The sequence below is a fragment of the Paenibacillus motobuensis genome, assembly GCF_039521865.1.
Classification (GTDB): Bacteria; Bacillota; Bacilli; order Paenibacillales; family Paenibacillaceae; genus Fontibacillus; species Fontibacillus motobuensis.
Genome location: NZ_BAAACX010000009.1, coordinates 14674 through 39878, shown reverse-complemented (window position 1 = coordinate 39878; position 25205 = coordinate 14674). Strand labels below are relative to the sequence as shown.

Below are 25205 nucleotides of genomic sequence, written 5' to 3'. Positions count from 1 at the left end.
CTTAATCCTCGCCTCCATTCTTAAGGGAAGAGAATAGCTGAAATCAGCTATTCTCCGAGTTTAACGAGGTTGTAGTTCTTCTTGCCCTTACGGATAATAATGAAGCGGCCTTCGAAGGAGTTGTCCACTGTCACATTCATTTCTGTATCAGTGATCTTCTCACCATTCAGAGAAATGGCTCCGCTTGTAATATCTTCACGTGCTTGACGCTTGGATGGTTCAATTCCTACATCAACGAGCCAGTCAACGATATTCTTTGCTTCCTTGGAAGCGTGGAATGTAGGCATTTCTTTAAATCCTTGTTCAATTTCATCTGCGGTCAGGGACTTGATATCTCCACTGAACAATGCTTCTGTGATCTTCTTAGCTTGTGCGAGCGCCTCTTCACCGTGTACGAATTTCGTCATCTCTTCAGCCAATACACGCTGCGCTTCACGTTTATGAGGTTCAGTCTGTACCTTCACTTCAAGTGCATCGATCTCTTCCTTCGTTAAGAAGGTGAAGAATTTGAGGTATCTAATGACATCCCGATCATCTTGGTTAGCCCAGAACTGGAAGAATTCAAATGGAGTCGTCTTGTTCGGATCGAGCCAGATGGCCCCGCCAGCTGTCTTACCAAATTTCGTTCCGTCTGCTTTGAGCATCAGCGGAATCGTTAAGCCAAATGCTTTCGCTTCTGGGCCTTCCTTCTTACGGATCAAGTCAAGGCCGCTTGTAATGTTCCCCCATTGGTCAGCACCGCCGATCTGCAATTGCACATCCTCATTCTTAAATAGATGAAGGAAGTCGATCGACTGCAGGATCTGGTACGAGAACTCAGTGAAGGAAATACCCGAATCGAGACGGCTAGCTACAATATCTTTGGCCAGCATCGTGTTGACGCTGAAGTTCTTCCCGAAGTCACGAAGGAAGTCCAAGATTGTAATGTCCTTCGTCCAATCGTAGTTGTTCACCATGCGAAGACCCGTGTCTCCTTCATTAAGGAACAGCTTCTTCATTTGCGCAGTCAGAGCATCCACGTTGTTCTGTACTTGATCCATCGTCTGCAATGTGCGCTCTGTAGTACGTCCGCTTGGATCACCGATTGTACCTGTTGCGCCGCCAATCAGAATGACGGGACGATGTCCTGCGAGCTGGAATCTCTTCAACATCATAAATGGAATCAAGTGGCCTATATGCATACTGTCACCGGTAGGGTCAACACCACAGTACAATGAAATCGACTTTTCGCTCGTTAGTTTACGCAATCCTTCTGCATCCGTCTGTTGATTAATGGCACCGCGCCATTCCAATTCATCGATAATGTTCATCATTGTAGTTCATCTCCCTGGTGAATTTTAAATTTAGATAATAAAAAAATCGTCTCCTAGTCTATTGTAGACATAGGGACGATTTATTAACCGTGTTACCACCCACATTGCATTAATGGCGCTGCAGTTCACCATTAATACCACTCATAGCAATGATATCGATTGCCAGTCCGCTTAGCATTACCTAAGGTACTCCGGAGTGTAATTCGCAAAGTTTTGTATGACCAGGTCGCATCAACCCCTGGCTTTCTGAACAGTGACAAACTTGCTACTTCGCTCTTTCATCGTGCATCCAATATTAGATTACAGCAATCATAGTGCTAATAAATTTCTTTGTCAACACTTTAATTTCAATTTTTTTTGGTGGAAAATTATTCCCGTATTTAAATTATAGTTGCTGTGATCTGTATGGTTTGTGGAACTATAGGGGATGGTTATAGTGCCTTTTAAATACAGCCAATATACATATTAAATTTCTTATATTTAATGTCATTAATAATATCTTCTCTTTGCTTTTTCTTACAAGCTTAATTGGTTCGTTTTTTGACGATAAGGCATTGATTTTATTGGCAATTCCTTTAATGCATGTTACCGAACAAACACTTGGATTAACATGAATTATCATGATCACGATGACAACTTTTAAGAAGTATATATTCTGGCTAAATAATTTATAAAAATTCGAACTTTAGAAAAAATATTGAGTCAGCTTTACGATTAAATTCAGCGATCAGCTCCTATTTTTTTTCTGAATAGATGGTTGGTTTATTCATTAATCGTGTAGAAATTAAATGCATATTTTGGAGAATAATGCTCAAGCTATATTAGACCAAAGCTGGCCAAATGTTGGATTCGATTACTATGGAGTGAGTTCTTGTGGACAAGACTGGCGGTAAGATCAATATTATCCAGATCATTATGATCATCATGCTCTTCAATGGATTGCTAAGCCATGTTATCGTCAATCCGATTCTGCTCGATGCTTCTCATAGAGATTCCTGGATAACGCTTCTGTTCACAGGAGTGCTATACATCCCATGGAGTGTTCTAATTGTCTATATTATGAGGAAATCTGAGAGGCAGCATCTTCAGGAATGGCTTGCTAAGAAAACCAGTCCATTCTTATCTTGGGTTATGCTAGCCCCGGTTGCTGTATTGTTATTTATTATCGGGAATATGACCATTACACAGACAACGGTCTGGACGGTATCGAACTATTTGCCATCTACACCACAGACAGTCGTTATTATCATCTTGATTATAGTTTGTCACTATGCGGCGAAGCATGGCATTACTGCTATTGCCATTGGTTCAGGTATAATGCTGCCAGCTGTTATTGTTCTTGGCTATTTTGTGTCAATTGCCAACATGCGGGAGAAGAATTGGTTATTTCTACTGCCTATCTTTGAGAATGGTTGGATGCCTATCGCTAACGGGATGGTATATGCCGGTGGAGCATTATCTGAGATATTTCTGGTCCTGCTGCTTCAGCATCGTCTTAAGACAACGATGAAGCCATGGCAGATCATGCTCTTGGCTCTCCTGCTTGTCTATATCTCTCTCGGTCCGATCATCGGCGCGATCACAGAATTCGGCCCTACCGAATCCGCGAAGCAGATGGTATCCCCTTATGAGCAATGGCGGCTGGTGAAGCTCGGGAACTATCTAGAGCATGTTGACTTTCTATCTGTATTCCAGTGGTTGTCGGGAGCAACGGTTCGCATCAGCCTGGCACAATTCTTGATCGCAGAGTTATTTGCACCTCGTAATGCTAAATTGCGCAATCGAATCATAACACTGATTACAACGCTTTACCTCATATTAGCGATTGGCCTTAAACGATACAATACGTTCTATTTGGGCCTGTTCAAGGTTGTTCTCATTGTTACTCTAGTCATTGCTGTTGTCTTAACTGTCAGTTGGGCCGTTATCGCCTGGTTCGCTAAACCGGCTAAGGAGGAGACATCATGAGCGAACATCACATGCAAACCTCAGTTTGGACCAAGCAGAAGCTGTCCGATTTATTTAACAAGTCATCCGATGTTATTCTCCAGTCATTTCATTTTAAGGATGAGAATACGACTTGTGAAATTATGCTTATTTATTCCGGAGGACTCTGTGACGGCGCGGAAATTGTGCATACGGTGCTTCCGGAGCTAGATCAAATGTTCGGGCGTGATCATTTCCACAACTTGCTGATGGAAGGTGCGACTGGAGCTCTGCCGCTGATTTGTTTCAACAAGGAGATATCTCAGGAAGAGATCGTTGAACTCGTATTTGAAGGTAATCTTCTGATTTCTTTTACGGATACCAATGATCTATTTAAACTGAACATCAGCAATATTCCAGAACGTTCTCCAGAGGAATCCAGCACGGAGATTTCCATTAAAGGACCAAAGGACGGATTTGTCGAGGCATATGCGAAGAATATCGCTCTGATCCGCAAGCGTATCCGTAGCACCTCATTGTGCTGTGAGACGATTATGGTGGGAAAACGAACGAGAACTAAGGTTACTATGATGTATATAGACGATATTCTGTCTCCAAGAATCTTAGAAGAGCTTAAGAATCGTATTCAAAAAATCGATGTAGATGGTCTCTTTAGTATTAATCAGCTAGAAGAAGCTCTGTCCGATACAAAGTATCCCATCTTTCCTTTGCTTGATTCGACCGGACGGCCAGATTTTGCCGTGAACGCTTTGCTATCGGGAAGGTTTGTTATTATCATTGATGGAAATCCGCTCGCTCTCATTGGTCCAGCGACTTTCGCTCTCGTCCTGAAATCGCCGGAGGATATGCATTTTGGCTTTCTATATGTCTCCTTTGTCAGACTGATCCGTCTCTTCAGCTTCTGGATGTCGATTCTATTGCCTGGCCTATGGGTGGCGCTGACTGCCTATCATCAGGACCAAATTCCGTTCCAACTAATGGCGACCATTGCTTCTTCACGCCAGGGGCTTCCCTTCAATGCTCAGCTAGAGATGTTCATACTACTGCTCCTACTGGAGATATTCCGGGAAGCTGGCGTACGGCTCCCGACCTCGATCGGACAGACGTTAACGGTTATTGGAGCGCTCGTTATTGGAGATGCTGCGATCCGGGCGGGACTCGTCTCCCCTTCCGTCGTCATTGTTGGTTCGATTACCGCGGTAATGGGGGTTACGCTGGTCAATCAGTCGTTAAGCTCCGTCGTTAGTGTGCTGCGCTTTTTTATATTTCTGATCTCCTCATTTTTTGGGATGTATGGGCTTATTCTAGCGATGTTGCTGCTCTTGTTCTATATGTCGAGGATCAAGTCATTCGGCGTTCCTTATCTCGTGCCGATATCCCCTCCAAATTTTAAAGACATATTGAAGAGCTATTTACGACTTCCATGGAGCAAGATGCGCAAACGTCCAGGTTCGCTGGATCCAATTGATCCTGACCATCAGAAGGAAGATGGACAATGAGAGGGCTTAGACGGAAACTCCTGCTGTTCGTGAGCGTCATTCCAATATTGTTATTGCAAACGTCCTGCTGGAATTCCAAGGACATTCAGAACATGGCCTATGTAACGGGCATCGGGTTCGATTATGAGAACGGAAAATACGTTACATATGTACAGGTGCTTAATTTCGCTAATGTAGCCAAGTCCGAGACCAATTTGTCGGGACGCAACGTACCAACCTGGATTGGTAAAGGGGAGGGTACAACGGTAACCCAGTCCTTCAACTCCATCTATTCAACAGCACAGCTCAGGGTGTTCTGGGGGCATGTTAAGGTCCTCGTATTCAGCGACCGATTCCTTAAAGAAGGTGAACGGATTCGATCTACATACGATTTCGTGAATCGTTATCGTGAAATTCGCTATAACATTCCGATATACGGAACCCGGGAACCGATGCGTGATATTTTCTCTGTGAAGTCGAATTTGAACCTATCTCCCCTTCATACGGTGATGGAATCTCCCGAGATGACTTATTCTCAACGGTCATACATCCTTCCTTTACACGGTTATAAGCTTATCGCTCTTATTAATGAACCGGCCGGAGCCCCTCTCCTTCCTTCTTTAGCCATTGATCGGGAAGCATGGACGGAAGATACGGACCAGAAGCCGATGTTAAAAATCGATGGCGCCTACTTCTTCAAGGGTACTGTGGCTAAAGACTGGTTCTCCGAAGATGATCTACAAGGTTACCGCTGGATGCAGAAGAAATTACAGCGCTCGATCATTAATATTCCGAACGATATCGAGCCTGAAGCGGCCATTGTAATAGAGAATCCGAGGAGTTCGGTTCATCATACCGTTCGGGGCGGGCATATCTATTTCACGATTAATCTGAAGCTGAATGCTTATGTCGATGAACTTCGACGTAACCTTAAGAAGCAAGAAATCGAAAAAATGGCAGCTCAGACGATCGAAAAACAAATCAGACATACCTATATGAAGGGTGTGGACCGTAAAGTAGATATCTTCAATCTTACCGAATGTCTATACCGTGAGAATCCAAAGAAATGGCGTGAGTTGAATTCAGAAGGCGGGTTCATGATCGATAAGGAATCACTGGTGAACGTCAAAGTCGATGTGAGTCTACATCATAGCGGAAAATATAAGCTAAGAGTTGATTAACTGGAGCATAAGAAAGAGCATCCACGGGGAGACAGGCTGTATATACCTGCAATCATTCATGGATGCTCTTTCATGTTCAGTCTTACTTACTATCTTTTTGCTTCAAACAACAAATCCAGTATCTTATCATCTGCCTTGCGATTCTTACCTTGGTATGGATAACAATGAATATGAATCGCGGGATTAAAATTAATCTCAATAATGCTGTAGTTATGAGGGGTTGCCTCATTCTGGTAATCATCAATCATCATATCTACGCCGCAGATTGTTGCCCCAGCTGCTCTAGCTGATCTTATGGCTAATTGCTTATAGCTGTCTGGAATATCATCAGTATAGTCAATGCTGTCTCCGCCTGTACTGATATTTGAGTTTTCTCGCAAATAGACGATTTCGCCACGAGCTGGAACATCTTCTGCTGATTTTCCCTGCCCCTTTAAGAATAGTGTTTCAGCCTGACCTAACTGGATTCGTTCAAGCGGAGTTTTGTATCCCTTTCCTCTAAGCGGGTCTTTATTCTTCTCATGAATTAATTGGGCAATGGTGTGCAGCCCATCCCCGATTACATTTGCAGGGACACGGTGTAAAATCCCAACCACTTCATCACCCATCACCAGAAAACGGTACTCTTTCCCCGACATGAATTCCTCTAACAATACGGTACGATCATATTCAAAAGCCATCTCAAATGCCCTGCGATAATCCTCTCTAGAAAACTCACCTGTGAATATAGTTATTCCGAGGCCAAAATTAGTGGATTTAGGCTTAATAACGATTTGTTTTCCTAGATAATTCTCAAATGCGGACATAGCCTCTTCTATATTTCCGTATGCCTCTCCGTTCGGAACACGAATACCGTTTGCCCGTAAGACTTCTTTGGTAACTATCTTATTCTCCATAATAAGTACAGTGCTATAAGAGTCTAATGAAGTTTTGGTAGCTTGCTTTACATATTCGACCTGAGTACCCGTCTGCAACCGGATAAAATTCTCTTCGCGATCAAGGATGTCAAATCGAATACCGCGTTTGATTGCCGCCTTAAGTAGAAGCTGCGTGGATAATTCAAGGTCTTCATACCCAGGAAATTGATAACCCACTTCCATACTTTGCTTCTTGTACAGCTTAGCCTGGTTCAAATGATAGGTTGAAAACGATGATTTTACAATTTCTGATTTGACGATGGCTGCATAGCTGGTTTGCGGGTTTAAGATCCGCTTCTTTTCTTGTTCAATAACTTGCAGATCATGTGTATCACCAGGCTTAAGGATATTTAACAATTCCATCATAGAATCCAAAATCTCAAGAGCAAGAGCCTCCATACTCACCGTCGTATGACCCCTTTGGATCTTCGCTTGAATTCCTTCAGACAAGAGCAAATCAACGTTAGCATGTGCTTGCTTCTGCTCCTCCAAATCCAAGGTTTCGTCCTGTAAGAACAATGAGAATACAATAAACAAATGAATGAATTGAAGCGCATCATGATGAATTCCAATCTTACTTAAAGGATTCAGATCGATCATTCGAAGTTCTAAATATTCGACTCCATGCTCAATCAACTCTGCTAGCATATCTTCCCCCTTGGCTGTTTTGAGCCGCAGAGAACTATACAATTCCTTTGCACTCAGCAGTTCCTTGTTTGCAATGAATTGACGAATATCTTGAACATAATCCTTAACGGAGTTAAATGACACATAATAAGGCTTTTCATTACGGTATCCACACCTACTATTCCGCAATGAATTCATATATGGGAAGTAGTGGCTCTCTTCATCAAGATTACTACTTAAATGTACGCATTTCTCAATATAGGTTTTATCGAATACAGGACTTGCACCTGTTAGGTAAATGAGCAGCCATCGGTAGCGAAGTATGTTCCGCGCTACTTTTAAGTACATCCCATCTTTAAATTCCTGATATGAAAGGGCTGGACTTAGCTTTTGATGAAGTCTTTTCAATAAGCTATCCCGGAAAGAGAAGTTGAAATGAATTCCACTTAGCAATTGTTTTTTACGTCCATATTTCTCGGCCAATTGTACACGATAATGGTCTTCCCTTGGATCATTCATCTTCGCAATAGGAATCTTCTCTTCCGATGGAAGTACTGGCGGATTACTGCTGGTCCATAAATACTCATCTTGCAGTTCAAGTGTGACGATATCATGCAGCGTCTCTAAGAAATGATAAGCCTCTTCTGTACTATTCAGCGCAGGGGTAATCATTTCAATCTGACTTTCGGAGAAATCCGTTTTAATGTAGGGATGATCAAGCTTATCGCCAAATACCGATGGATGAGGAGTTAGGGCGAGTTTTCCGTCTTGATCTACCCGCGCATTTTCCTTTTCAAGTCCAAACTGGCCTTTAAAGACTTCTTCTTGTAAATTCCCTTTAATAATTTCATCTATAAGATGATGATCCAATGCGATCATACTCATGACCTTCCTTCAGTAATGATTAAGTATTCAAGGCAACAGGTTTATTCAAATTTCGAAGAGTGATATTAAACCAAACTGCAAGAATAATTCCCTTCAGCACACTGCTTAATGCAATCGACATCCATACTCCATTCAATCCAAAATGCCATGATAGAACGATGGCCATAGGTATACGAAGGGCTGTGAGAATGATACTAAAAATCGGCGGGATATGCGTCTTGCCTATTCCGTTAAAAGCCCCAACAGTCATTAACTCCATACACATAAACAATTGTGAATATCCGATGATTCTCATATAATCTGTACCCAGCTCTAGAGATGTAGATTCCGTCAGAAATAATGAGAAGAGTGATTTTGGGAATAAAATAAAAATGAAGGATATAAAGACTCCGAAAGTCATCGTTAACAATAAAGCTCGATGATAGCCCTCCTTTATTCGTCCTAATTTTCGCGCTCCATAATTTTGACCAAAAAACGCTGCGATGGCGCCCTGTAAGCCGCCAATGGTCATATAAGAAATGGACTCGATTTGAATCCCGACCTTTTGTACAGCGATTGCCTCTGGACCCCAGTTGACGATAATTTTTGCAATAATGATGGAAATCACAGTGAACGTTACCCTCTGTATCGTAATCGGAATTCCCAGCGAGATCACTTCGCGCATTTCTTTCCCTTTGTACGAAATGTCCTTTGCAAAAAGATGAGTCTTCTTCGCTTCAAAAACAAACAGCACCGTGACGATTATATTGGCTGCTAACGTTGCAAATGCCGCTCCCTTAACTTCCATAGCTGGTATGGGGCCCAGTCCAAAAATCAATATTGGATCAAGCAGCATATTGATTAAAAAGCCAATCGTAAAAATTTTGAAGGGTCGCTTACTGTTGCCCAGTGAATTTATAATGGTGCTAAATAAGGTGTTGATGATAGAGAAGCTTATTCCGATCATAGAGATCAGCAAGAACTGAATAGCCATGCTTTCTACATTGTCATTACCTAGCCCAAAGAAACCAATAAGTCCATTTTTAAATGTGAAAATAATCACCATGTATAAGACGCTTAAGACTACTGACATCAAAAAGCCATTCTTGATATACACCTTGGCTTGGTCTTCTCTTCCTTCACCTATGCTATGTGCCACTTTAATTCCGGTTCCAATAGTAATCATGGTCGATAATGCAACCGCTAAATTCACAAAAAAGCTAGCCGTTCCAATAGCGGCAACAGGATCGCTTCCCAATTTGCCAACCCATATCATATCAACCAGTCCATAAGTGGTAGAAATAAAGTTTGTTGCGATAATCGGTAGCGTTAGCTTCACAAGTGTAGGGGTAATGGGCCCCTCTGTTAGATTCCTCGTTCCTTTCATTCCACTAAACTCCTCGGGTCCGAAAATAAACCGACCATCCAGGCCGGCCCTCTATCGATAGTTCTTATTTCCCTGATGCTAAAAACTGATCTACACGTGCTTTTATCGAATCACGTACTGCTCTGAATTGTGACATAATTTCCTCTTCGGTCCCTGTGGCTTGAGCTGGATCATCAAATCCCCAGTGCCACTTCGTCACATTCTTATTGGAAATGACCGGACAATGTTCATCCGCATGGCCACAAAGTGTAATGACATAAGTAGCCCGATTCAGAATCTCTGGATGAATGACATCAGATGAATGACTAGTTATGTCAATACCTGCTTCTTTCATGACCTGAACTGCCCTTGGATTTAATCCATGAGCTTCAAGTCCTGCACTGAGCACCTCATAACGATCGCCACCAAGATGTTTCAACCAAGCCTCTGCCATCTGACTACGACAAGAATTTCCTGTACATAAGAAATACACTATTGGTTTACTCATTAATATTACGACCCCTTTGTTGAGAAATATTTTCTTTCAAACCTACGCGCTACATTCACAAGCAGGATCAATACAGGCACCTCAACAAGAGGACCTATCACCGCAGCAAATGCCTGCCCCGAATTAATTCCAAATACCCCAATCGCAACTGCAATCGCTAATTCAAAATTATTACTAGCCGCTGTGAAAGATAGCGAAGTACACACTTGATAGCTTGCTCCGGTTCTATGAGATAAGTAAAACGACGCAAGAAACATAATAACAAAGTAAATGACTAAAGGGATGGCGATACGAACCACGTCTAACGGTAAACTTACAATCATATTTGCCTTTAAGGAAAACATCATAAGGATCGTAAACAGCAAGGCGATTAAGGTTAGTGGACTAATCTTCGGAATAAATTTCTGAACGTACCAACCTTCCCCTTTAGAACGAACAAGGAAAAAACGTGTCAAAAATCCAGCCACAAACGGGATTCCTAGGTAGATTAAAACACTCTCTGCTATTTGCCCTATGGTAATGTTTACTTCCATTCCAGCGATGCCGAACCATTCTGGCAATACCGTGATGAAGATATAAGCAGATACAGAATAGAATAGGATCTGAAATATTGAGTTAAAAGCTACAAGTCCTGCCGTATAATCTGGATCACCTTTCGCTAAATCGCTCCACACTAGTACCATAGCGATACAGCGAGCAAGGCCAATCATAATAAGACCAATCATGTATTCAGGCATATCACTCAAAAACAGGATGGCTAGGACAAACATGAGGATCGGACCCAGTATCCAGTTCTGAATCAATGAGAGAATAAGTACCTTCCAATCTTTAAATACCTGTCCCAATTTCTCATAACGAACCTTTGCAAGTGGAGGATACATCATTAAGATAAGGCCGATAGCTATCGGAATAGAGGTAGTACCTATTTGCATCTCTGTTAGAGTATCCGATACCCCCGGCAATAAGCTTCCGAGTAAAATACCTATTGCCATCGCAGCGAATATCCAAATCGTTAAAAATCGATCTAGAAAAGATAATCGCTTGATAGTCTGACTCATATGCAGTCCTCCTTTGGCTTACACGGAATTTCATTTAGAACGGACCTGGATTCTTCGCTTAATTCGGGTAAATGCATCAGTATTTCGCGGATGTAGGGTTTATCATTCATATCCAAAGAATAAAAGATCCATTGACCTCTACGTTGTTCTTGTACAAGGCCACCGTCTTTTAATTTACGCATATGTTGACTGATATTCGGTTGAGTCATCTTTAAGATTTCAACCAAGTGACATACGCAAGCTTCTTGGTGAAATAAAATATTGATAATGTTTAAACGTGTTTTATCCCCTAACAACTTGAGTTGTTCTGCCATGATATCTGTAGGAATCACATTTGTCCCTCCTTCCCATACTCATTCCGATCGTATATTTTCAAAATCATTATATAAGCATTCACTTATATAATCAAGTAATTATTTAATTATGCCTATTGCAAAAAAAGCAGCTAATCATCATGATTAGCTGCTTTCGTGCCATATTGAACGAACTTATTTCTTTTCCAATACGGCAAAGTAATTTTCTTCGTTATCTGCGAAGTTGAAGACTCTACCAGTCGGCAGTTCAACAATCTCTCCAACTTTTACATTTTTATTTTTCAGATCACTATATAACTCATCGAATTTCTCAGTGAAATACATGAGAGATGGTGTTCCGAGGTTCATATCAGGGTTCATCTGGGCAACGAACTCTTTACTATGAAGAACTATGCTGGTAGCTGCACCTTTAGGAGCAATTTCGATCCATCTCATTGGACCATTGGTTTCTTCCGAAATGATCTCGAACCCTAGCTTTTCTGTCCAAAAATCTCTGGATTCATCTTGGTTATTCACATACAACATAACCTGGCCAATTTTATCAATCATCATCTATACACTCCTATTGTGAAATAATTACTTAAGTGACTCCAACAACTCGGCCAAACGATCCCAGGTTTCGCTGATTCCTTGCATCATGCCCATGTCTATAACTGTTTTAAGGGCCTCTGCTGACACATATTCAGAACGGTTCACCAATTTCGTCTTGCTGCCCAAATTGATAAATTCTATCGTGATTAAGGTAGCTGGCAGGGACTCGTTAATATTGCCTTCGGCATCTGAGAAGTAATCGTTGAAGTGTTATGGTTTTTCCTTATTTTGCAGTTCATGCAAGTAATAGTTCAAGTTGTCAAATCGCTCTTCCATAATATGCTGGAAGGACTGTAGCCAAATGTCCATCGCTTGGAAGGGCTCAGACCGGAGCTTGTAGATCCGACGGTTCGCATCGACTCGTACTTCCACAATCCTGCTATCGCTAAGTACTTTTAAATGCTTCGACGCCTGGGGTTGGCGAAGCCCCAAGCGATCGGCGATTTCACCTACGGTCAGAGGGCCGTCACGCAATAGTTGAACGATATTCATACGATTCGGTTCAGCTAATGCACTCAACGTCGTTATATCCAATACAGATTTATTCATGACATATTGTCTCTCACCTCTGTAGTTAACAGTTTCTACTTTATCTTCACCGTTATTCAGGGCAACTTTCATCTTTAATATACCCCATTCGGAATATTCCCGTTAAGGTATATTCAAAATAAACTCCCCTCATTATTCACGAACCTCATATAGGTATTTGTCATATGTTATAGATATGTTAATCAAATTAATGTACAAAGGAGTATTACCACATGAATAGATATGTGTACTATGGCTATCCGCAAGCCTATGCCCCGTTCCCAAATCCGCCATATTATCGGAATGAAGACCCACAGCGCAGAGAAACTCCGGTATTACCCAAAAATACGATGTACACGACAATTGTGGAACCCAAATTCATCGAGCATTTGAAACAACACATCGGGTCAAAGATTGCCGTCACGACAGTTGTAGGCAAATTAGTAGGCACCTTGGATAATGTTTTTATTGATCACATAGCTCTCGTCGTTGATGGAAAATTGCATCACATTCGAATAAGTGAGATTGTTTTCTTTGAAAAAGCAGAGGAGAAATAAATCCTGCTAAACAAAAGATGTAAGTCTCGTCCATCAACTTGGGCGATGACTTACATCTTTAAAAACATAAAGCCGCGATTTCCGAGACTTCTTATTTAATTTGCATCACCCATTGCTTCCATTTGTTGAATCGTATCGACAAAGATCCATCCTTTTTCCCAACCACGTTCTTTATGAAGGCGGTCTTTAATTGCTTCCTTAACTGAATCCCTATGCCAGGCTTGAACAACCATGCTTCCCGTTCTAATTTTCTTATCTCGTCCATGGTACTTATAATTCGCCTTAAACACTAACATTCCCTCAGGGCCTTCCTTAGCACTACTTATCTTGCCATCTTGTGATAGTCTTAGACCAAGTACTTTGTCGAATACTGATTGGGCGACTTCGATCTGATGATTGAGAAATTCCTTGTCTGAAGCGTCTTTATGCTCACTTTGTAATCTCAGCAAATATTCTTGAACACTCTGTTTTATCAATGCTGCCTCTTCGCTTTGTAGTCTCTCCCGCATATACATACACGCTCCTTGTTCCCATTTGTTTATCCTATATCAACAGAAGAACCTTTGAAGCTCGGTTCCTTCTTGATCTATTATCGCAATTATCCACCTAATAAAAGAATTTTGCAATCAAAAATTCTTTGTCACTTTTAAACCATAAAGCGTCAAATGCCAAAACGAACATAAGTGTATATTCAAAAGTCGGTTTTCAGCACAAAACACCATAAAAAAGGCTGCCGATGTTGGCAGCCTCTTATAGTTTGATTGAAATAAGTTGCCCTAGTCCTTCTAACCCAAGAAGGCGATAGAGCGCTTTACTTTCCTTGCGAATGCAATAGGATCATCGATCGATTCCCAGTGAATATACATAAGTCGAGGGCTCTCAAATAGCCAGTGATTATGAACCGCCGTTACCTTAATCCCGTTCTTTCGAAGATTGGACAGTAATCGATTGACTTGGTTTTGGAAGAGAGCTGTTTCCCCTAAACAAAGTGCACGTCCTGAACTGTCCAATGATTCAAATGAGAACAGTTGATAACGGACCAATGGGGATGTCGTACGTCTTCCTAAGATAGAGGCTTTAAACCTCCTATTTCTGGAGACAAAACAAACTGGACCTTTTGTGATTGTATGCTCAGTCCCACCTAAAATGGATGAAAATTGATTACATAGTCTTATAAAACGGGGACTTGCTTTAACTTGTTCAGACATTCAGTATCATCCTTTCATTAAATGATCAATACACCTTCATGTCGACTACTTCAACCTAAGAATGCAATGGATGCTTTGGTTTTTTTAGCAAATTCAATCGGATTCATAGTGGCTTCCCAATGCATATACATTAACCGAGGATTTTCTTTTAGCCAGTGATTATGGACCGCAGTCACTTTGATCCCACGTTTCCGAAGATTCGATATCAATCGATTAACCTGATTCTGGTGTACGGCAGTCTCACCCAAACAAAGCGCGCGTCCCGACCTATCAAGTGATTCGAAAGAGAACATTTGCATTTGAACTAATGGGGATCTCGTTCTTCTTCCCAAGATCTTCTCCCTCAAGTTCGTCATCCGCGTGACAAAGCAAACCGGACCTTCTTCAACTTCCGATTCGCCCCCTAATATTCTCCCAAATTGAGCACACAACCTTTTGAATTGTTGGCTTACCTTCGCATGTTGCGCCATTTAAATCCTCCCTTTCATCATGTTCTGTCTATCCTATGACGGAGGATATAGATGGGACTTGGATGACTGTTCCTATTAACAAAATATTTGTTAAATGACCTAGATGGAATACAAGCAGTTCCCTCTTCAATGGAGGATCTAGACAGAAATAGGCACCTTTCTCAGAACAAAACAATATTCTAAATTAGTTTACTAAAAGGAGACCATTCATGAAGAAGAACTTAACTTATGATTATATTGTTGTGGGCACAGGTCCGGCAGGAGCTGTTATTGCGAAGACGCTTACTGACGACAAACGAACCTCTGTACTTGTCCTAGAATCAGGCGGAAATCATGATCAAGATATACCGATCAAGGATTCCACCTTTGCATTGGAACTTGAAGAAAATTACTCCCCAAATTACTTCTGGCAAGGTGAAGGGGTTCCCCAGGAAGGACTCGATGGCCGCTCATTCGAGTGGACTACGGGACGTCTCTCAGGAGGCGGTTCATCCATAAATGGTGAACAATATGTACGCCCCACAGCAGCTGTACTCAAAAAATGGGAACGACTGCTGGGGCCTATATGGTCGCCTGATAAAGCCATACGACGTTTCAAACAGTTGGAGAAATTCGATGGTTCAACTACAAATATGGCCGCACACGGTTATAAAGGAAGAATAAGTATCAGGCAAGCGCCTGAAGATCCTACCCCGATGGCACAAAAATTAGCAACTGCGATCGAGCGGGCTTCTGGATATCCAATAATTCTTGACTACAATGATCCTGATACCCCCCTTGGATCGTTCACACGCTGGCAATTATACCAACAACCTGATGGCCTGAGGGAGAGCTCCTCCACAGCCTTTTTGTCTGCGGATATTATGACACCATCAGGTCGGGGGGTTAATAATCGTAAGCTAACCGTCCTGTTTAGAACAACAGCTCTTCGTATTCTCTTTTCCGGAAATCATGCGATTGGAGTTGAATTTTTGAAGGATGGTAAATGCACCCGTGCATACTCTCGTAAAAAGGTTATTATATCAGCAGGGATCAATAGCCCTCAGATACTGATGCTGTCTGGGATCGGACCCGCTAACATGTTAAAAAAGGCAGGCATCCCGGTCATCTTCAATAATCCAAACGTAGGACAGCGATTAAAAAATCACACTTTAAACTTCGCTGTATTTGCTACCAATCCCAATGACCGTCCGCTCCCTTCCCAAGATCCAAATGCACTTTATACAGGAGGTGCTTTCTTGCCGGATCCATCCGGTAACCATCCTGGAGAGCGGGCCGTTCAACTCCTTGGTATCGGATCCAATGGGCAATTGACCATAGCGATTCTGTATTTGCGACCTAAGAGCAAAGGGAATATCCGCATACAAAGCAAAGATCCGCTAAACATTGTATTGGCAGACGAGGGGTTTCTTTCTGATCCAGATGACATGGAGGCTGTAAAAAGAATTTATCGAACTTATATCAAGAATATTGCTCTCGAGTTATCACAAATTGATCCTTCTTATCAGCTTCTATCACCTACATTTGATATCATCGATGATGATGACAAACTCGGAGAGTATATTATAGAAAATTTCGACCATAATCATCATCAGCAAGGTTTTCTGCGAATGGCGCCTTTATCAAAAGGGGGCGTTGTTGATCGTAGAGGAAATGTACATGGGGTCAAGAATTTGATCGTTGCAGATGCATCCAATGTCCCATTCACAGTTGATGGCAACACTTCTTCCGCTGCATATCTTATCGGTTATACAATAGCGAAGCAATTATGTATAAAAACAAACCGTCAAAAAAAGCAAAGAGCACGAACAGAATACGCGCAAGAGTGAATTCAAAAAGGGGCTAATCAGCCCCTTTATTTTGGAATAATTTCAAAAACAGTGCCTTGGTGAGCATCGGCCACTTTGGTAGAGCCATAAACGCCTAAATATAGTCTGGATTGATTGAGATTCGCTCCCATACTAACATAATAAGCGGATTGAGGCCCAAAATTATAATCGACTTTAATAACACTAAAATCATTTAGTTTGCACTCTTTTGGAACACTGGTATAAGCTAAAACCCCTCGCACTGGATGATGAGATTCTTCTTTCCTGGCCAGATCGGAAAACACAACACATCCCGTTAAACCGGGGATTCCATTTCCCATATATGGCTGGACTCCAGTAAGCGCAGTTCCTCCAAACTTATCGCTTCGGGGATCTTTATGAAAATAACTAATTAGAGGCTGAAGACGTCGTACCGAAGTTTCAATAGCTTCATCGTAATAAGACATTGTTTTCTCATCCAAAGCGGGATTTGCAGAGCAGCCTGTGATGATCGAAGTCGGAAAAGCGCCTTCCCACCCTCTCCAGCCAAAGTTAATAAATCCTTTTTGGTCAGGTTCAGAATTCATTAAAGCCGCTTGAACAAGCTGAGTAACAGGTATTGGTTTATAATGAATGAACGAAAAAATCGACTCTACGAGATCCTGTCCGACATTTCCTACATATTTGATATAATAATTATAAAACCTTTGAAATGAAATGCCTGGTATATTGCGGCCTCCCTTGGCAATTACCATAAGCGTCTCCTGAATTGGTACGGGTAGCTCATTAAAACGTGTAACTACGGGCGGGTTATCAATAAATGTATGCTTAGATACATCAATTTCAATTATTTTACCAGCGATTTCCATATCATTTTGACTTAAGTTAAATGGATCATAGCCGGATCCGCCGTCTCCAGTAGTCAAAACAAGTTTTCCTGTTTCAGGTGAAAAATTCAAGCTATTGACACCATTATGATTTAAAAATGGCCTTCTTATATTCAATAATGTCCGCTGTCTTTGAGGTTGACCCTTCGAATTTAGAACCCATTCTTCAACGGTATCAATATGATCATATTGAGTTTCTCTATTTAACCACTTTAAGTTTAAGGTTCCAGCATCACATGGGTTGGGCTTAAAGGATTCAAAAGTACCTGTAAGTGCACCTGGACCTTGGCTCCCAGCCACTGAATAATGGAGATAAAACAAACCGTTATAATAAAAATCAGGATGAAATGCTAGCCCGACCAACCCCCGTTCATCATACCCACCACTAGAGGCGCCTAATTTTATGATTCGTTGGCGAATATCTAAAAAAGTCCCTATAACCCCGTTCCCTATGTAAAAGATCTCCCCTACCTGAGTTGCTACAAATAATCTTTCCATCGAATCACCCGGAAGTATAGCTGTTTTCAAAACAGTAGGCATATTGATCTTACTTACAATGGGCCGTAAACTGACCTTAACTTGTATCAAATAGCTGTACACTCCTTCCTCGTATCTTTTTTATTAAAAGTATGAGTAGAAGTGTTCTGATAGTACCAATGATAGCTTCTTTCGACATTAGCGACATTACCTTGTCAATTACTATTCCAAATTATATAATACCGCCCAGACTAGCTCCTTTTACAAATAAACGCTCAATCTTCTTCTCTACAGTTGGATCGGGAACTAAAGGTGGTGCTTGATGCGGCTTAGTACGGGCATCGATGATTAAATTATCACAACCCCAGTGCTTATGCTCATAAAAGCTATTCACTCCATGAATATCATGGGAAGGATTGCTGCGCGTAAATGTAACCCACAAGAAGTTATGGATCGATTCACTCAAAAACGAGCTGTCGTCGCAGAGAACAATCATTGGACAGGTTTCGAAAGGTCCCTTCTCTTGAAGAGCATCACACAACCCTCGCATTTCATTCTCTGTATCGGCATAGCTGTTAAATTTAGGACCTTGCATTGCCACAACACCCGACATGATAAGCCGAACATTCTCATATCCACGTATGCCCTTTAAATTTTCAGGTACTTCATGGCATAAATTTCTCAGTTTATCTCCATATGCCGCAATAACTACTTTACTGCCGCTATTCAGACCTGTCCCCGAATAATCAAGGGTATCAATCGTAGTATTCGTATAAAAATGAATGTCACGACGCAGATCGATTCGCTCTAAAATATAAGTTAAGAAATTTACTTCATGATGTGAATTAATGGGTTCGTTATCTTCAGCAGTAATAAATAAATATTTAGCCAAGCTTAATTGTCCCGTGCCTAATATACGATTCGCCAGTGTAAGGAGCTCAGTAGGTTTCTTTACTTGTTGATAAGGTGTATATCTCTCGCTGCCAACAGCGAAAAGCAACGGATGAACCCCCGCAGCATCTACTGCATGAACCTCTTTTACCCCCGGAATTTCATGCTTGATCGAATCACCAGTCAATTCGTGAATGAGTTCGCCAAAAGATGTGTCCTCTTGCGGAGGTCTTCCTACGACTGTAAATGGCCAAATCGCATTCGGCTTGGCATATACTTTATGAATTTTCATCACTGGAAAAGGATGAATTAGACTATAGTAGCCTAAATGATCTCCAAAAGGCCCTTCTGGTTTTGTATCTTCAGGATATATCTCCCCTGTAATTACAAAATCAGCATCACTGCTGATACAGTAACCATCGACATAATTGTATCTAAAGTTATGCCCCGACAGCATACCAGCGACCGTCATTTCACTTAATCCTTCCGGCAGCGGCATAACGGCTGCTAAGGTATGTGCTGGCGGACCGCCAATAAAACAGCTTACTTTGAGCGGCATCCCCATTTTATTCGCCTTTGTCTGATGAACTCCGATTCCCCGATGAATTTGATAATGCAGTCCAATTTCTTTATTCATCTCATATTCATTGCCGGTTAATTGAATGCGGTACATGCCTAAGTTGGAATTCATAATTCCGGGTTTTTCGGGATCCTCTGAATAAACCTGCGGCAGTGTTACAAAAGCACCGCCATCATTGGGCCAATGATGAATCAGCGGAAGATCTGATATTTGAACTTCTTGGGCCATAACCGAAGGCTTGCCCCATTTTTTTAACGGAAGTGCTTTAAATGCGGCTAATCCAGTCCCTATATTGCTAAAGGGTTTTTTAAGAGCTTTCATTGGATCGTTGCGAACTGCCATTACATTGTGTACAGAATCCCACGTCTTTCGAAAAATAAACTTACTGCGCTCCATTGTACCAAAAAGATTAGAAACCGCACGAAATTGAGATCCTTTTACGCGCTCAAACAGTAAGGCAGGACCTCCCGCCTCATACACTTTCAAATGAATTGCAGCCATCTCAAGATACGGATCAACTTCTTCTCGGACCCGAACCAAATGACCATGCTTCTCTAAATCAATGAGGCAATCTTCTAAATTGCGATACATTATAGTTAGCTCCATTCTGCATATATAAGATCATTATTTTACTTCATCATATCTAAATTATAAACGATAGTAATTAAATTATCAGTTAAATACTGAAGTCAGTTTAAATACTATTGTCGGTATCTCTCAGAATGGATGCTACTGGTTCTATCGCAAGTAAATTTCTTCACCTATTTTAAAATGCATCGTCAAATGCACGCTCCATTTGATCGGCCTCTTTGGAAACTGCAAAGAAGACAAATGCCCCCTTCGTCTTCAGCACATGATGTTCTACCAAGAAATATTCGTCTGGACGATAGTCCTTGAATTTAATTTTTTGCGCATCTATTCGTTGTGTGATCTTCTCTTTGACGTTCTCGGCTTGACTTGGATCCTTAAGCTTGATGATAACCAATTCGTCCGCTCTCACATTCGATGTAGATGTATAAAGGATAAAGTCTTCAACACTCTCCGCATCAATCTTATACAACTTTTGCAGTTTGTTCTGGTCTCCCTCTTTCATGTCCTTCAAGCTCACTGCCTGTTCGATTCTTTCTCTGATTTGGGCAGCTGACAATTTGTTTGTAGCCATGTCATCCTTGCCCGAACAACCAGTCAGAACGCTAAGCGTGAAGATAAAGCTCATAACTATAGGTAAAAGCCTTCTTCTACCCTTCCTTTGCCCTCTCATACAATCACTCCGATAAATATTTAATAGATGGATCTTCAAAAAATGTGTTTGCATTATATAGCAGCAGCATGTCATCGATGTCGTGCTCATTCACAAACGTCGTTAACTCTCCGTCGTAGTAACGCAGGTCTACCACATCAATTTCACTGAAATGCTTCAACAAGAAAGGAAAGAAGCTGTTGGCGTAGGAATCTTTGACTACAAGCAGCTTTTTCCCATCTGGATGAGCCGTTTTGATATGGATAAGCGCATGGTTGCCGTTCAGAAACACCGCATATTTATCCTTCTTTTGAAGCTGTTCCATCGCATATAACGTATCCGTGCTTTCCTCTTCATCGACATAGGTTACGGTATAGTTCTCCGGATCCTTCGGCAGATACAGATCAATGCTGTCCGGCTGCAAATGTCTGAACCCACTCTTGGAATACAGTGAACCGTAAAACTCACCGGTTACTTGTTGGATAGTAAAATCCTCCTTGCTCTGAGGCGTCAGCCCCATTTGCCTGCAAAGCTCCAGATAGGCGACATAAGCGCCTTCGGTCGTCCAATGATGATCTGTTTTATAAAATATAGGCTGCTCCCGTTCCGCATACAAAGCAGGGAACACATCAATAAAATGAATACTGGGTGGCAGCAAACGCTGGACTTTGCCCAGATACGCTTCTTCATCGCCGACCATAGCATATTTCGGAAGCTTATCTTTATACAGAGCCGCAGCTGTTGGGACCAGCATCACATATTTCTTCAAACTAGGTGTGGCTTGGTCAAACGCCTGAATGGCATCCACCTTCTCCTGCAAATCCTCTTCTGCCGGTGGGATAAAATTCTGAATCAGAATCCCGTCCTTGCCAAGGTATATTCCATTACTCTCCTTTCTCCCCGTGATGCGGTCCGTATCAGTTTTCACACCGATCCAAATATCCCTATAAATAAATTGGTCGGACACGTATTTCTCGAAATCGGAAGTAAATGTCCCCGACATCAGTGTTTTCAGCGAGAAAGTCGGCAACTGCTCCAGCATCCGGTTCTCCGATTCCGAGAATTCCTGATCCTGTGCCAGAAGATTGAGAGCGCTGACCACTCCTACAAATAGCAGGAGCAATAAAGCTAGCAATTTCCGATTGATTTTGATATGTCCGTCCATTGGCCGCCCCCCTTAAAATCGAAAGTATAAAAACGGATTGTAGGTTTCATTGACCAAATAAGCGGTCGACAGAGTCATGAACAAAATATAGATAAACGGAACAGTAATCATACCGGCGATTTTCCATTTCTCTCGCACAAAGGATAAAATCTTCGCGGGAAATGGAGTGGCACAGAAAGCCAATACGACCAGTAATATAGCATTCGTAGATAAAGCATAAAGCGCCTGCTGATCCGCCCAACCATGCCCACCGAAAGCGAACATCACAGCGATGAAGCGTCCAGCGGAAGTCAGAGTGTCCATTTCGAATAATACCCAGCCGATGATCACGACCAGAAGCGTATAGATATGAGCGACATAAGCGGGTCTGCGCTCTAGCCATCTTAGCAGCAGCAATTTCTCAACCATCACGAAGAAACCGAAATACAAACCCCACACGATAAAATTCCAGCTGGCGCCATGCCATAAACCGGTTAAAAACCATACGACGAACAAATTCCGGAGCTGCTTCCTCAGCCCTGACCGGTTTCCGCCAAGCGGGATATACACGTACTCCCGAAACCACGTACCCAGCGAGATATGCCATCTTCGCCAAAATTCCGTCACGCTCTTGGAGATATAGGGGTAACGAAAGTTTTCCATAAAATCAAAACCAAACATTTTGCCAAGTCCGCGGGCCATATCAGAATACCCGCTGAAATCAAAATAGATTTGCAGTGTGAACGCGATAATGCCAAGCCAGGCAGACAGCACCGTCAATTGTTCCAGCGGAGTTGCTTTGATGCTTGTCCATAATAAGCCGATATTGTTGGCCAAAAGCACCTTTTTGGCCAGACCTCTGATGAATAGCTCCGCCCCTTCGCCAAATCGATCCAGAGTCACCTTGCGGGAATCGAGCTGCTTCGCGATGTCTCCGTATTTCACGATGGGGCCGGCAACAAGCTGTGGGAACATCGTCACGTATGCCCCAAAAGAGATGAATTTACGCTGTACCGGCACTTTATCCAAATAGACATCAATCACATAAGACATCGTCTGAAAGGTGTAAAAGGATATGCCCACAGGCAGCGGCAAGTCGGCCGCTTGGAGATTCAGATGAAACAAATGGTTGATATTGTCCACCACAAAACCGGCATATTTGAAAAACCCGAGAATACCTAAACTGCCAGTCATAGAACCGATAAATATCGCTCTAGCGATGGGCTTTCGATGTCTATACTTATCGATCAGCAGTCCGTTGAAATAATCGAATACGGTTGAGAATATCATGATAAGAATGTATAAAGGCTCGCCCCATGCATAGAAGATCAGACTAACTACAAGCAGGACAGCATTTCGAAGCTTCCTAGGCGATACATAATAGATTAGAACGGTGAGCGGCAGAAAGAGGAACAGAAATATCAGGCTGCTAAAGACCAATATCCACACCTCCACACAGATGACCCGTTCTCATGCTATTTCACTTGATCTTTCAGCAGATCCAGCAATTTTGTATAATACTCCGGTTTAAAATGAATGCCGTCCGAATCGTACAGCGCATCAGAGCCGCTTGTAAATAACGGAGACAAATCAACAAATCCGATGTTCTCCTTCTCCGCCAGCTCTTTTAAGCCTTGGTTGTAATCGCTGATATTGTTGTATCTGGGTTCCTGCTTCACCGCTTCGGCTGTGACTGGGGTTACCGTTAGAAGCGTAATTTGGGTTTGTGGCAGCTTTTCCTTGATCAAACCGATCAGTTTCACATAGTTCTGTATAGAATATTCTTTAGGGTTATCCGTAGGCCACAGGATGTCGTCTGACCCCAATTGAATAAAGACTTGCTTCGGGTTCCGTTCGGTTAACTCGTTGATATCTTCCAGCGCAAATTCCGCCGTCTTTCCTGCACCTGCCAGCACATTTCCCTCTTTGAGAACATCATGGAAGGATAACCCCTCCGTAATGGAATCTCCTACAAATACGCTATCTTTATAGATGGATTGATAAGGAGTCTCGGTTAATCCTTTCGAATCTGTTGTCTGCCCTTGTGCAGTTGATGTCGGTTGCTGCGGTCCCGCGGATTCGTTTCCGCATGCGGCCAAGCTGAGTGTTAGACTCCCTAAGAGTAGTATCATAATCATTTTTTTCATAGCTGAAGTTCCTCTCTTTATTTTAAATTTAGAGCTTCATTAGCTCTGTACAGTATGGAGACTGCCATCTTTGCAACTGGACTTGTTCTTCCTGAAAAGAGTGTAATCGGCGGAGATAAAGATAAAGTGCAGATCATATCAAAATCATTTGCAGAATTTCACTAATGCGCCGAGCCACTTCTATAAGCGATGATCCTTTTGAAAGTTCATATGAAAATGCTCGTTATCGTCGTAAACGCCAAATCGGTATCCTTCTTTTTTGTAGAATTCAATGATCTCCGGAAGAACCTGCAGCGTTTGCGGCTTTTCATGCATCAATACGACTTCCAAATCAACTTTTGTCGCCTTTTTGATGTTCTCGACGATCTGTTCTGGTTGATCCTTCAGTTTCCAGTCGTTCGATTCAATGGTCCAGTCCCAGATCTTCATTCCTTCCTGGGCAATTTGGTCGCGAACGATCGTATCGTCCAGTCCAGGCACTGAACCATATGGCGCACGTACCAAATGTTGGTTTGTTCCTGTAATATCATGGATCAGCGCCAGGTTGTCTTTCATCTCGGATACGAATTGTCCCTCTTCGTACAGCTTTTTGTATTGGTGGGTCATGCTGTGTCCGCCAATGTAATGTCCCTCATCTGCCGCACGCTTCACCACGCTTTGTAAATCCTTATGCCGAAGATTGCTTCCTTGCATAAAAAAGGTCGCCTTAACGCCATGCTCCTGCAGAACGTCAAGAAATTTCCCTGTCCATTCGCTCGGACCATCGTCAAACGTTAAATAAACGATCTTGCCTTCCGGTCTAGCATCCTCGCCTTTTGGATTAACCTTGCTTACATTCGTCGTAGATTGTTGGTACACTGGCTGTTCTCCTTGCTGCTTCGCAATCGCGGCTGTACCAGGCGGCAGCATCCATCTCATCAGGCCAAAACAAAATAAGCCAATAGCTGCGAACATAACTATTTGCCGTCTACGCTTCTTAGCTCTATGTTTTCTTTCTCTTAGACCTCGATCAAAGTTTGTTCTTGCTGTCATTTTCAATCCATCTCCTCTCTCTCAATGTAGAAAGAATAATAGAGAAAGATGAAGAAAAAGTGCAGATCATGT

Annotated in this window: 23 protein-coding genes, 1 pseudogene and 1 other annotated feature; of the genes and pseudogenes, 5 read left to right on the top strand and 19 right to left on the bottom strand. The window is 42.2% G+C overall.

Annotation, left to right across the window (positions count from 1 at the left end; genetic code table 11):
- Window positions 1-47 precede the first annotated feature (47 nt).
- On the bottom strand, window positions 48-1310 hold the full coding sequence (tyrS, locus tag ABD014_RS10700; protein ID WP_343862070.1) for a tyrosine--tRNA ligase: 1263 nt from the start codon (window positions 1308-1310) through the stop codon (window positions 48-50).
- A 71-nt stretch (window positions 1311-1381) separates the two neighbouring features.
- Window positions 1382-1604 (bottom strand) — a binding site (T-box leader).
- A 582-nt stretch (window positions 1605-2186) separates the two neighbouring features.
- On the opposite strand from tyrS, the gene ABD014_RS10695 reads away from it, so the two are divergent.
- From ABD014_RS10695 to ABD014_RS10685, 3 genes are read left to right on the top strand one after another with little or no spacing between them, the layout of a single operon-like run.
- Entirely contained in the window at window positions 2187-3281 is a 1095-nt protein-coding gene (locus ABD014_RS10695; protein WP_343860774.1) for an endospore germination permease, read from the top strand.
- Window positions 3278-4759 carry a spore germination protein gene (locus ABD014_RS10690; protein WP_343860772.1) on the top strand — a complete coding sequence of 494 codons (1482 nt, stop codon included), beginning with the start codon at window positions 3278-3280 and terminating at the stop codon, window positions 4757-4759. The genes ABD014_RS10695 and ABD014_RS10690 overlap by 4 nt, the downstream gene beginning before the upstream one ends.
- Window positions 4756-5919: a Ger(x)C family spore germination protein gene (locus ABD014_RS10685; protein WP_343860770.1), complete on the top strand. Its 1164-nt coding sequence runs from the start codon at window positions 4756-4758 to the stop codon at window positions 5917-5919. Before ABD014_RS10690 ends, ABD014_RS10685 begins: the two co-directional genes overlap by 4 nt.
- An 89-nt stretch (window positions 5920-6008) precedes the next feature.
- Here the strand turns inward: ABD014_RS10685 and gshAB are convergent, their stop codons facing one another.
- The 8 genes and pseudogenes from gshAB to ABD014_RS10645 all read right to left on the bottom strand — a co-directional run bounded on the left by gshAB (window position 6009) and on the right by ABD014_RS10645 (window position 12713).
- Window positions 6009-8342, bottom strand: a complete 2334-nt coding sequence (gshAB, locus tag ABD014_RS10680) for a bifunctional glutamate--cysteine ligase GshA/glutathione synthetase GshB (RefSeq protein ID WP_343860768.1) — start codon at window positions 8340-8342, stop codon at window positions 6009-6011.
- Window positions 8343-8367: 25 nt separating this feature from the next.
- The gene (locus tag ABD014_RS10675; RefSeq protein ID WP_343860766.1) at window positions 8368-9714 is read right to left on the bottom strand and encodes an MATE family efflux transporter; all 1347 of its coding nucleotides are present in this window, start codon (window positions 9712-9714) and stop codon (window positions 8368-8370) included.
- A gap of 64 nt (window positions 9715-9778) precedes the next feature.
- Entirely contained in the window at window positions 9779-10201 is a 423-nt protein-coding gene (arsC, locus tag ABD014_RS10670; RefSeq protein WP_343860763.1) for an arsenate reductase (thioredoxin), read from the bottom strand.
- Window positions 10202-10206: 5 nt separating this feature from the next.
- Window positions 10207-11259: an ACR3 family arsenite efflux transporter gene (arsB, locus tag ABD014_RS10665; protein ID WP_343860761.1), complete on the bottom strand. Its 1053-nt coding sequence runs from the start codon at window positions 11257-11259 to the stop codon at window positions 10207-10209.
- Entirely contained in the window at window positions 11256-11591 is a 336-nt protein-coding gene (locus ABD014_RS10660; protein WP_343860759.1) for an ArsR/SmtB family transcription factor, read from the bottom strand. Before ABD014_RS10660 ends, arsB begins: the two co-directional genes overlap by 4 nt.
- A 156-nt stretch (window positions 11592-11747) precedes the next feature.
- A complete protein-coding gene (locus tag ABD014_RS10655; RefSeq protein WP_343862068.1) occupies window positions 11748-12122 on the bottom strand; it encodes a VOC family protein in 375 nt (124 codons plus the stop codon).
- Window positions 12123-12149: 27 nt separating this feature from the next.
- A pseudogene (locus ABD014_RS10650) lies at window positions 12150-12371 on the bottom strand (SRPBCC domain-containing protein); the annotation flags it as partial.
- Window positions 12372-12374: 3 nt separating this feature from the next.
- Complete coding sequence (locus ABD014_RS10645) at window positions 12375-12713, bottom strand: ArsR/SmtB family transcription factor (protein WP_343862066.1); 339 nt, start codon at window positions 12711-12713, stop codon at window positions 12375-12377.
- A gap of 212 nt (window positions 12714-12925) precedes the next feature.
- On the opposite strand from ABD014_RS10645, the gene ABD014_RS10640 reads away from it, so the two are divergent.
- Window positions 12926-13249 (top strand): DUF2642 domain-containing protein, encoded by a 324-nt coding sequence (locus tag ABD014_RS10640; protein WP_343860757.1) that lies wholly within the window; start codon window positions 12926-12928, stop codon window positions 13247-13249.
- Between the two features lie 95 nt (window positions 13250-13344).
- On the opposite strand, the gene ABD014_RS10635 is transcribed toward ABD014_RS10640, so the two are convergent.
- The 3 genes from ABD014_RS10635 to ABD014_RS10625 form a co-directional block, all read right to left on the bottom strand.
- The gene (locus tag ABD014_RS10635) at window positions 13345-13758 is read right to left on the bottom strand and encodes a hypothetical protein (RefSeq protein WP_343860755.1); all 414 of its coding nucleotides are present in this window, start codon (window positions 13756-13758) and stop codon (window positions 13345-13347) included.
- Window positions 13759-14034: 276 nt separating this feature from the next.
- The gene (locus ABD014_RS10630; protein WP_343860753.1) at window positions 14035-14457 is read right to left on the bottom strand and encodes a DUF1259 domain-containing protein; all 423 of its coding nucleotides are present in this window, start codon (window positions 14455-14457) and stop codon (window positions 14035-14037) included.
- A gap of 50 nt (window positions 14458-14507) precedes the next feature.
- A complete protein-coding gene (locus tag ABD014_RS10625; protein WP_343860751.1) occupies window positions 14508-14927 on the bottom strand; it encodes a DUF1259 domain-containing protein in 420 nt (139 codons plus the stop codon).
- A 209-nt stretch (window positions 14928-15136) separates the two neighbouring features.
- On the opposite strand from ABD014_RS10625, the gene ABD014_RS10620 reads away from it, so the two are divergent.
- On the top strand, window positions 15137-16756 hold the full coding sequence (locus tag ABD014_RS10620; RefSeq protein ID WP_343860749.1) for a GMC family oxidoreductase: 1620 nt from the start codon (window positions 15137-15139) through the stop codon (window positions 16754-16756).
- A 26-nt stretch (window positions 16757-16782) separates the two neighbouring features.
- On the opposite strand, the gene ABD014_RS10615 is transcribed toward ABD014_RS10620, so the two are convergent.
- The 7 genes from ABD014_RS10615 to ABD014_RS10585 form a co-directional block, all read right to left on the bottom strand.
- Entirely contained in the window at window positions 16783-18210 is a 1428-nt protein-coding gene (locus ABD014_RS10615; protein WP_343860747.1) for a PQQ-dependent sugar dehydrogenase, read from the bottom strand.
- A gap of 121 nt (window positions 18211-18331) precedes the next feature.
- The gene (locus ABD014_RS10610; RefSeq protein ID WP_343860745.1) at window positions 18332-20161 is read right to left on the bottom strand and encodes a UbiD family decarboxylase; all 1830 of its coding nucleotides are present in this window, start codon (window positions 20159-20161) and stop codon (window positions 18332-18334) included.
- Between the two features lie 175 nt (window positions 20162-20336).
- On the bottom strand, window positions 20337-20732 hold the full coding sequence (locus ABD014_RS10605) for a DUF4358 domain-containing protein (RefSeq protein ID WP_343860743.1): 396 nt from the start codon (window positions 20730-20732) through the stop codon (window positions 20337-20339).
- Between the two features lie 103 nt (window positions 20733-20835).
- Window positions 20836-21975: a DHHW family protein gene (locus tag ABD014_RS10600; protein WP_343860741.1), complete on the bottom strand. Its 1140-nt coding sequence runs from the start codon at window positions 21973-21975 to the stop codon at window positions 20836-20838.
- Window positions 21976-21987: 12 nt separating this feature from the next.
- Entirely contained in the window at window positions 21988-23394 is a 1407-nt protein-coding gene (locus ABD014_RS10595) for an MBOAT family O-acyltransferase (RefSeq protein WP_343860739.1), read from the bottom strand.
- Window positions 23395-23429: 35 nt separating this feature from the next.
- Window positions 23430-24101, bottom strand: coding sequence for a GDSL-type esterase/lipase family protein (locus ABD014_RS10590; protein ID WP_343860737.1), 672 nt, complete (start codon window positions 24099-24101; stop codon window positions 23430-23432).
- Between the two features lie 180 nt (window positions 24102-24281).
- Entirely contained in the window at window positions 24282-25133 is an 852-nt protein-coding gene (locus tag ABD014_RS10585; protein ID WP_343860735.1) for a polysaccharide deacetylase family protein, read from the bottom strand.
- Window positions 25134-25205: the final 72 nt, after the last annotated feature.

What these genes read in the sequence shown, in the direction of transcription:
- ABD014_RS10620 (WP_343860749.1), top strand. Translation starts at nt 15,137, where the DNA reads ATGAAGAAGAACTTAACTTATGATTATATTGTTGTGGGCACAGGTCCG.
- ABD014_RS10590 (WP_343860737.1), bottom strand. Translation starts at nt 24,101, where the DNA reads ATGAAAAAAATGATTATGATACTACTCTTAGGGAGTCTAACACTCAGC.
- ABD014_RS10645 (WP_343862066.1), bottom strand. Translation starts at nt 12,713, where the DNA reads ATGAATAAATCTGTATTGGATATAACGACGTTGAGTGCATTAGCTGAA.
- ABD014_RS10685 (WP_343860770.1), top strand. Translation starts at nt 4,756, where the DNA reads ATGAGAGGGCTTAGACGGAAACTCCTGCTGTTCGTGAGCGTCATTCCA.
- gshAB (WP_343860768.1), bottom strand. Translation starts at nt 8,342, where the DNA reads ATGATCGCATTGGATCATCATCTTATAGATGAAATTATTAAAGGGAAT.
- ABD014_RS10640 (WP_343860757.1), top strand. Translation starts at nt 12,926, where the DNA reads ATGAATAGATATGTGTACTATGGCTATCCGCAAGCCTATGCCCCGTTC.
- ABD014_RS10690 (WP_343860772.1), top strand. Translation starts at nt 3,278, where the DNA reads ATGAGCGAACATCACATGCAAACCTCAGTTTGGACCAAGCAGAAGCTG.
- ABD014_RS10585 (WP_343860735.1), bottom strand. Translation starts at nt 25,133, where the DNA reads ATGACAGCAAGAACAAACTTTGATCGAGGTCTAAGAGAAAGAAAACAT.
- arsC (WP_343860763.1), bottom strand. Translation starts at nt 10,201, where the DNA reads ATGAGTAAACCAATAGTGTATTTCTTATGTACAGGAAATTCTTGTCGT.
- ABD014_RS10635 (WP_343860755.1), bottom strand. Translation starts at nt 13,758, where the DNA reads ATGCGGGAGAGACTACAAAGCGAAGAGGCAGCATTGATAAAACAGAGT.
- ABD014_RS10655 (WP_343862068.1), bottom strand. Translation starts at nt 12,122, where the DNA reads ATGATTGATAAAATTGGCCAGGTTATGTTGTATGTGAATAACCAAGAT.
- ABD014_RS10625 (WP_343860751.1), bottom strand. Translation starts at nt 14,927, where the DNA reads ATGGCGCAACATGCGAAGGTAAGCCAACAATTCAAAAGGTTGTGTGCT.
- ABD014_RS10630 (WP_343860753.1), bottom strand. Translation starts at nt 14,457, where the DNA reads ATGTCTGAACAAGTTAAAGCAAGTCCCCGTTTTATAAGACTATGTAAT.
- tyrS (WP_343862070.1), bottom strand. Translation starts at nt 1,310, where the DNA reads ATGAACATTATCGATGAATTGGAATGGCGCGGTGCCATTAATCAACAG.
- ABD014_RS10675 (WP_343860766.1), bottom strand. Translation starts at nt 9,714, where the DNA reads ATGAAAGGAACGAGGAATCTAACAGAGGGGCCCATTACCCCTACACTT.
- ABD014_RS10610 (WP_343860745.1), bottom strand. Translation starts at nt 20,161, where the DNA reads ATGTATCGCAATTTAGAAGATTGCCTCATTGATTTAGAGAAGCATGGT.
- ABD014_RS10600 (WP_343860741.1), bottom strand. Translation starts at nt 21,975, where the DNA reads ATGGACGGACATATCAAAATCAATCGGAAATTGCTAGCTTTATTGCTC.
- ABD014_RS10605 (WP_343860743.1), bottom strand. Translation starts at nt 20,732, where the DNA reads ATGGCTACAAACAAATTGTCAGCTGCCCAAATCAGAGAAAGAATCGAA.
- arsB (WP_343860761.1), bottom strand. Translation starts at nt 11,259, where the DNA reads ATGAGTCAGACTATCAAGCGATTATCTTTTCTAGATCGATTTTTAACG.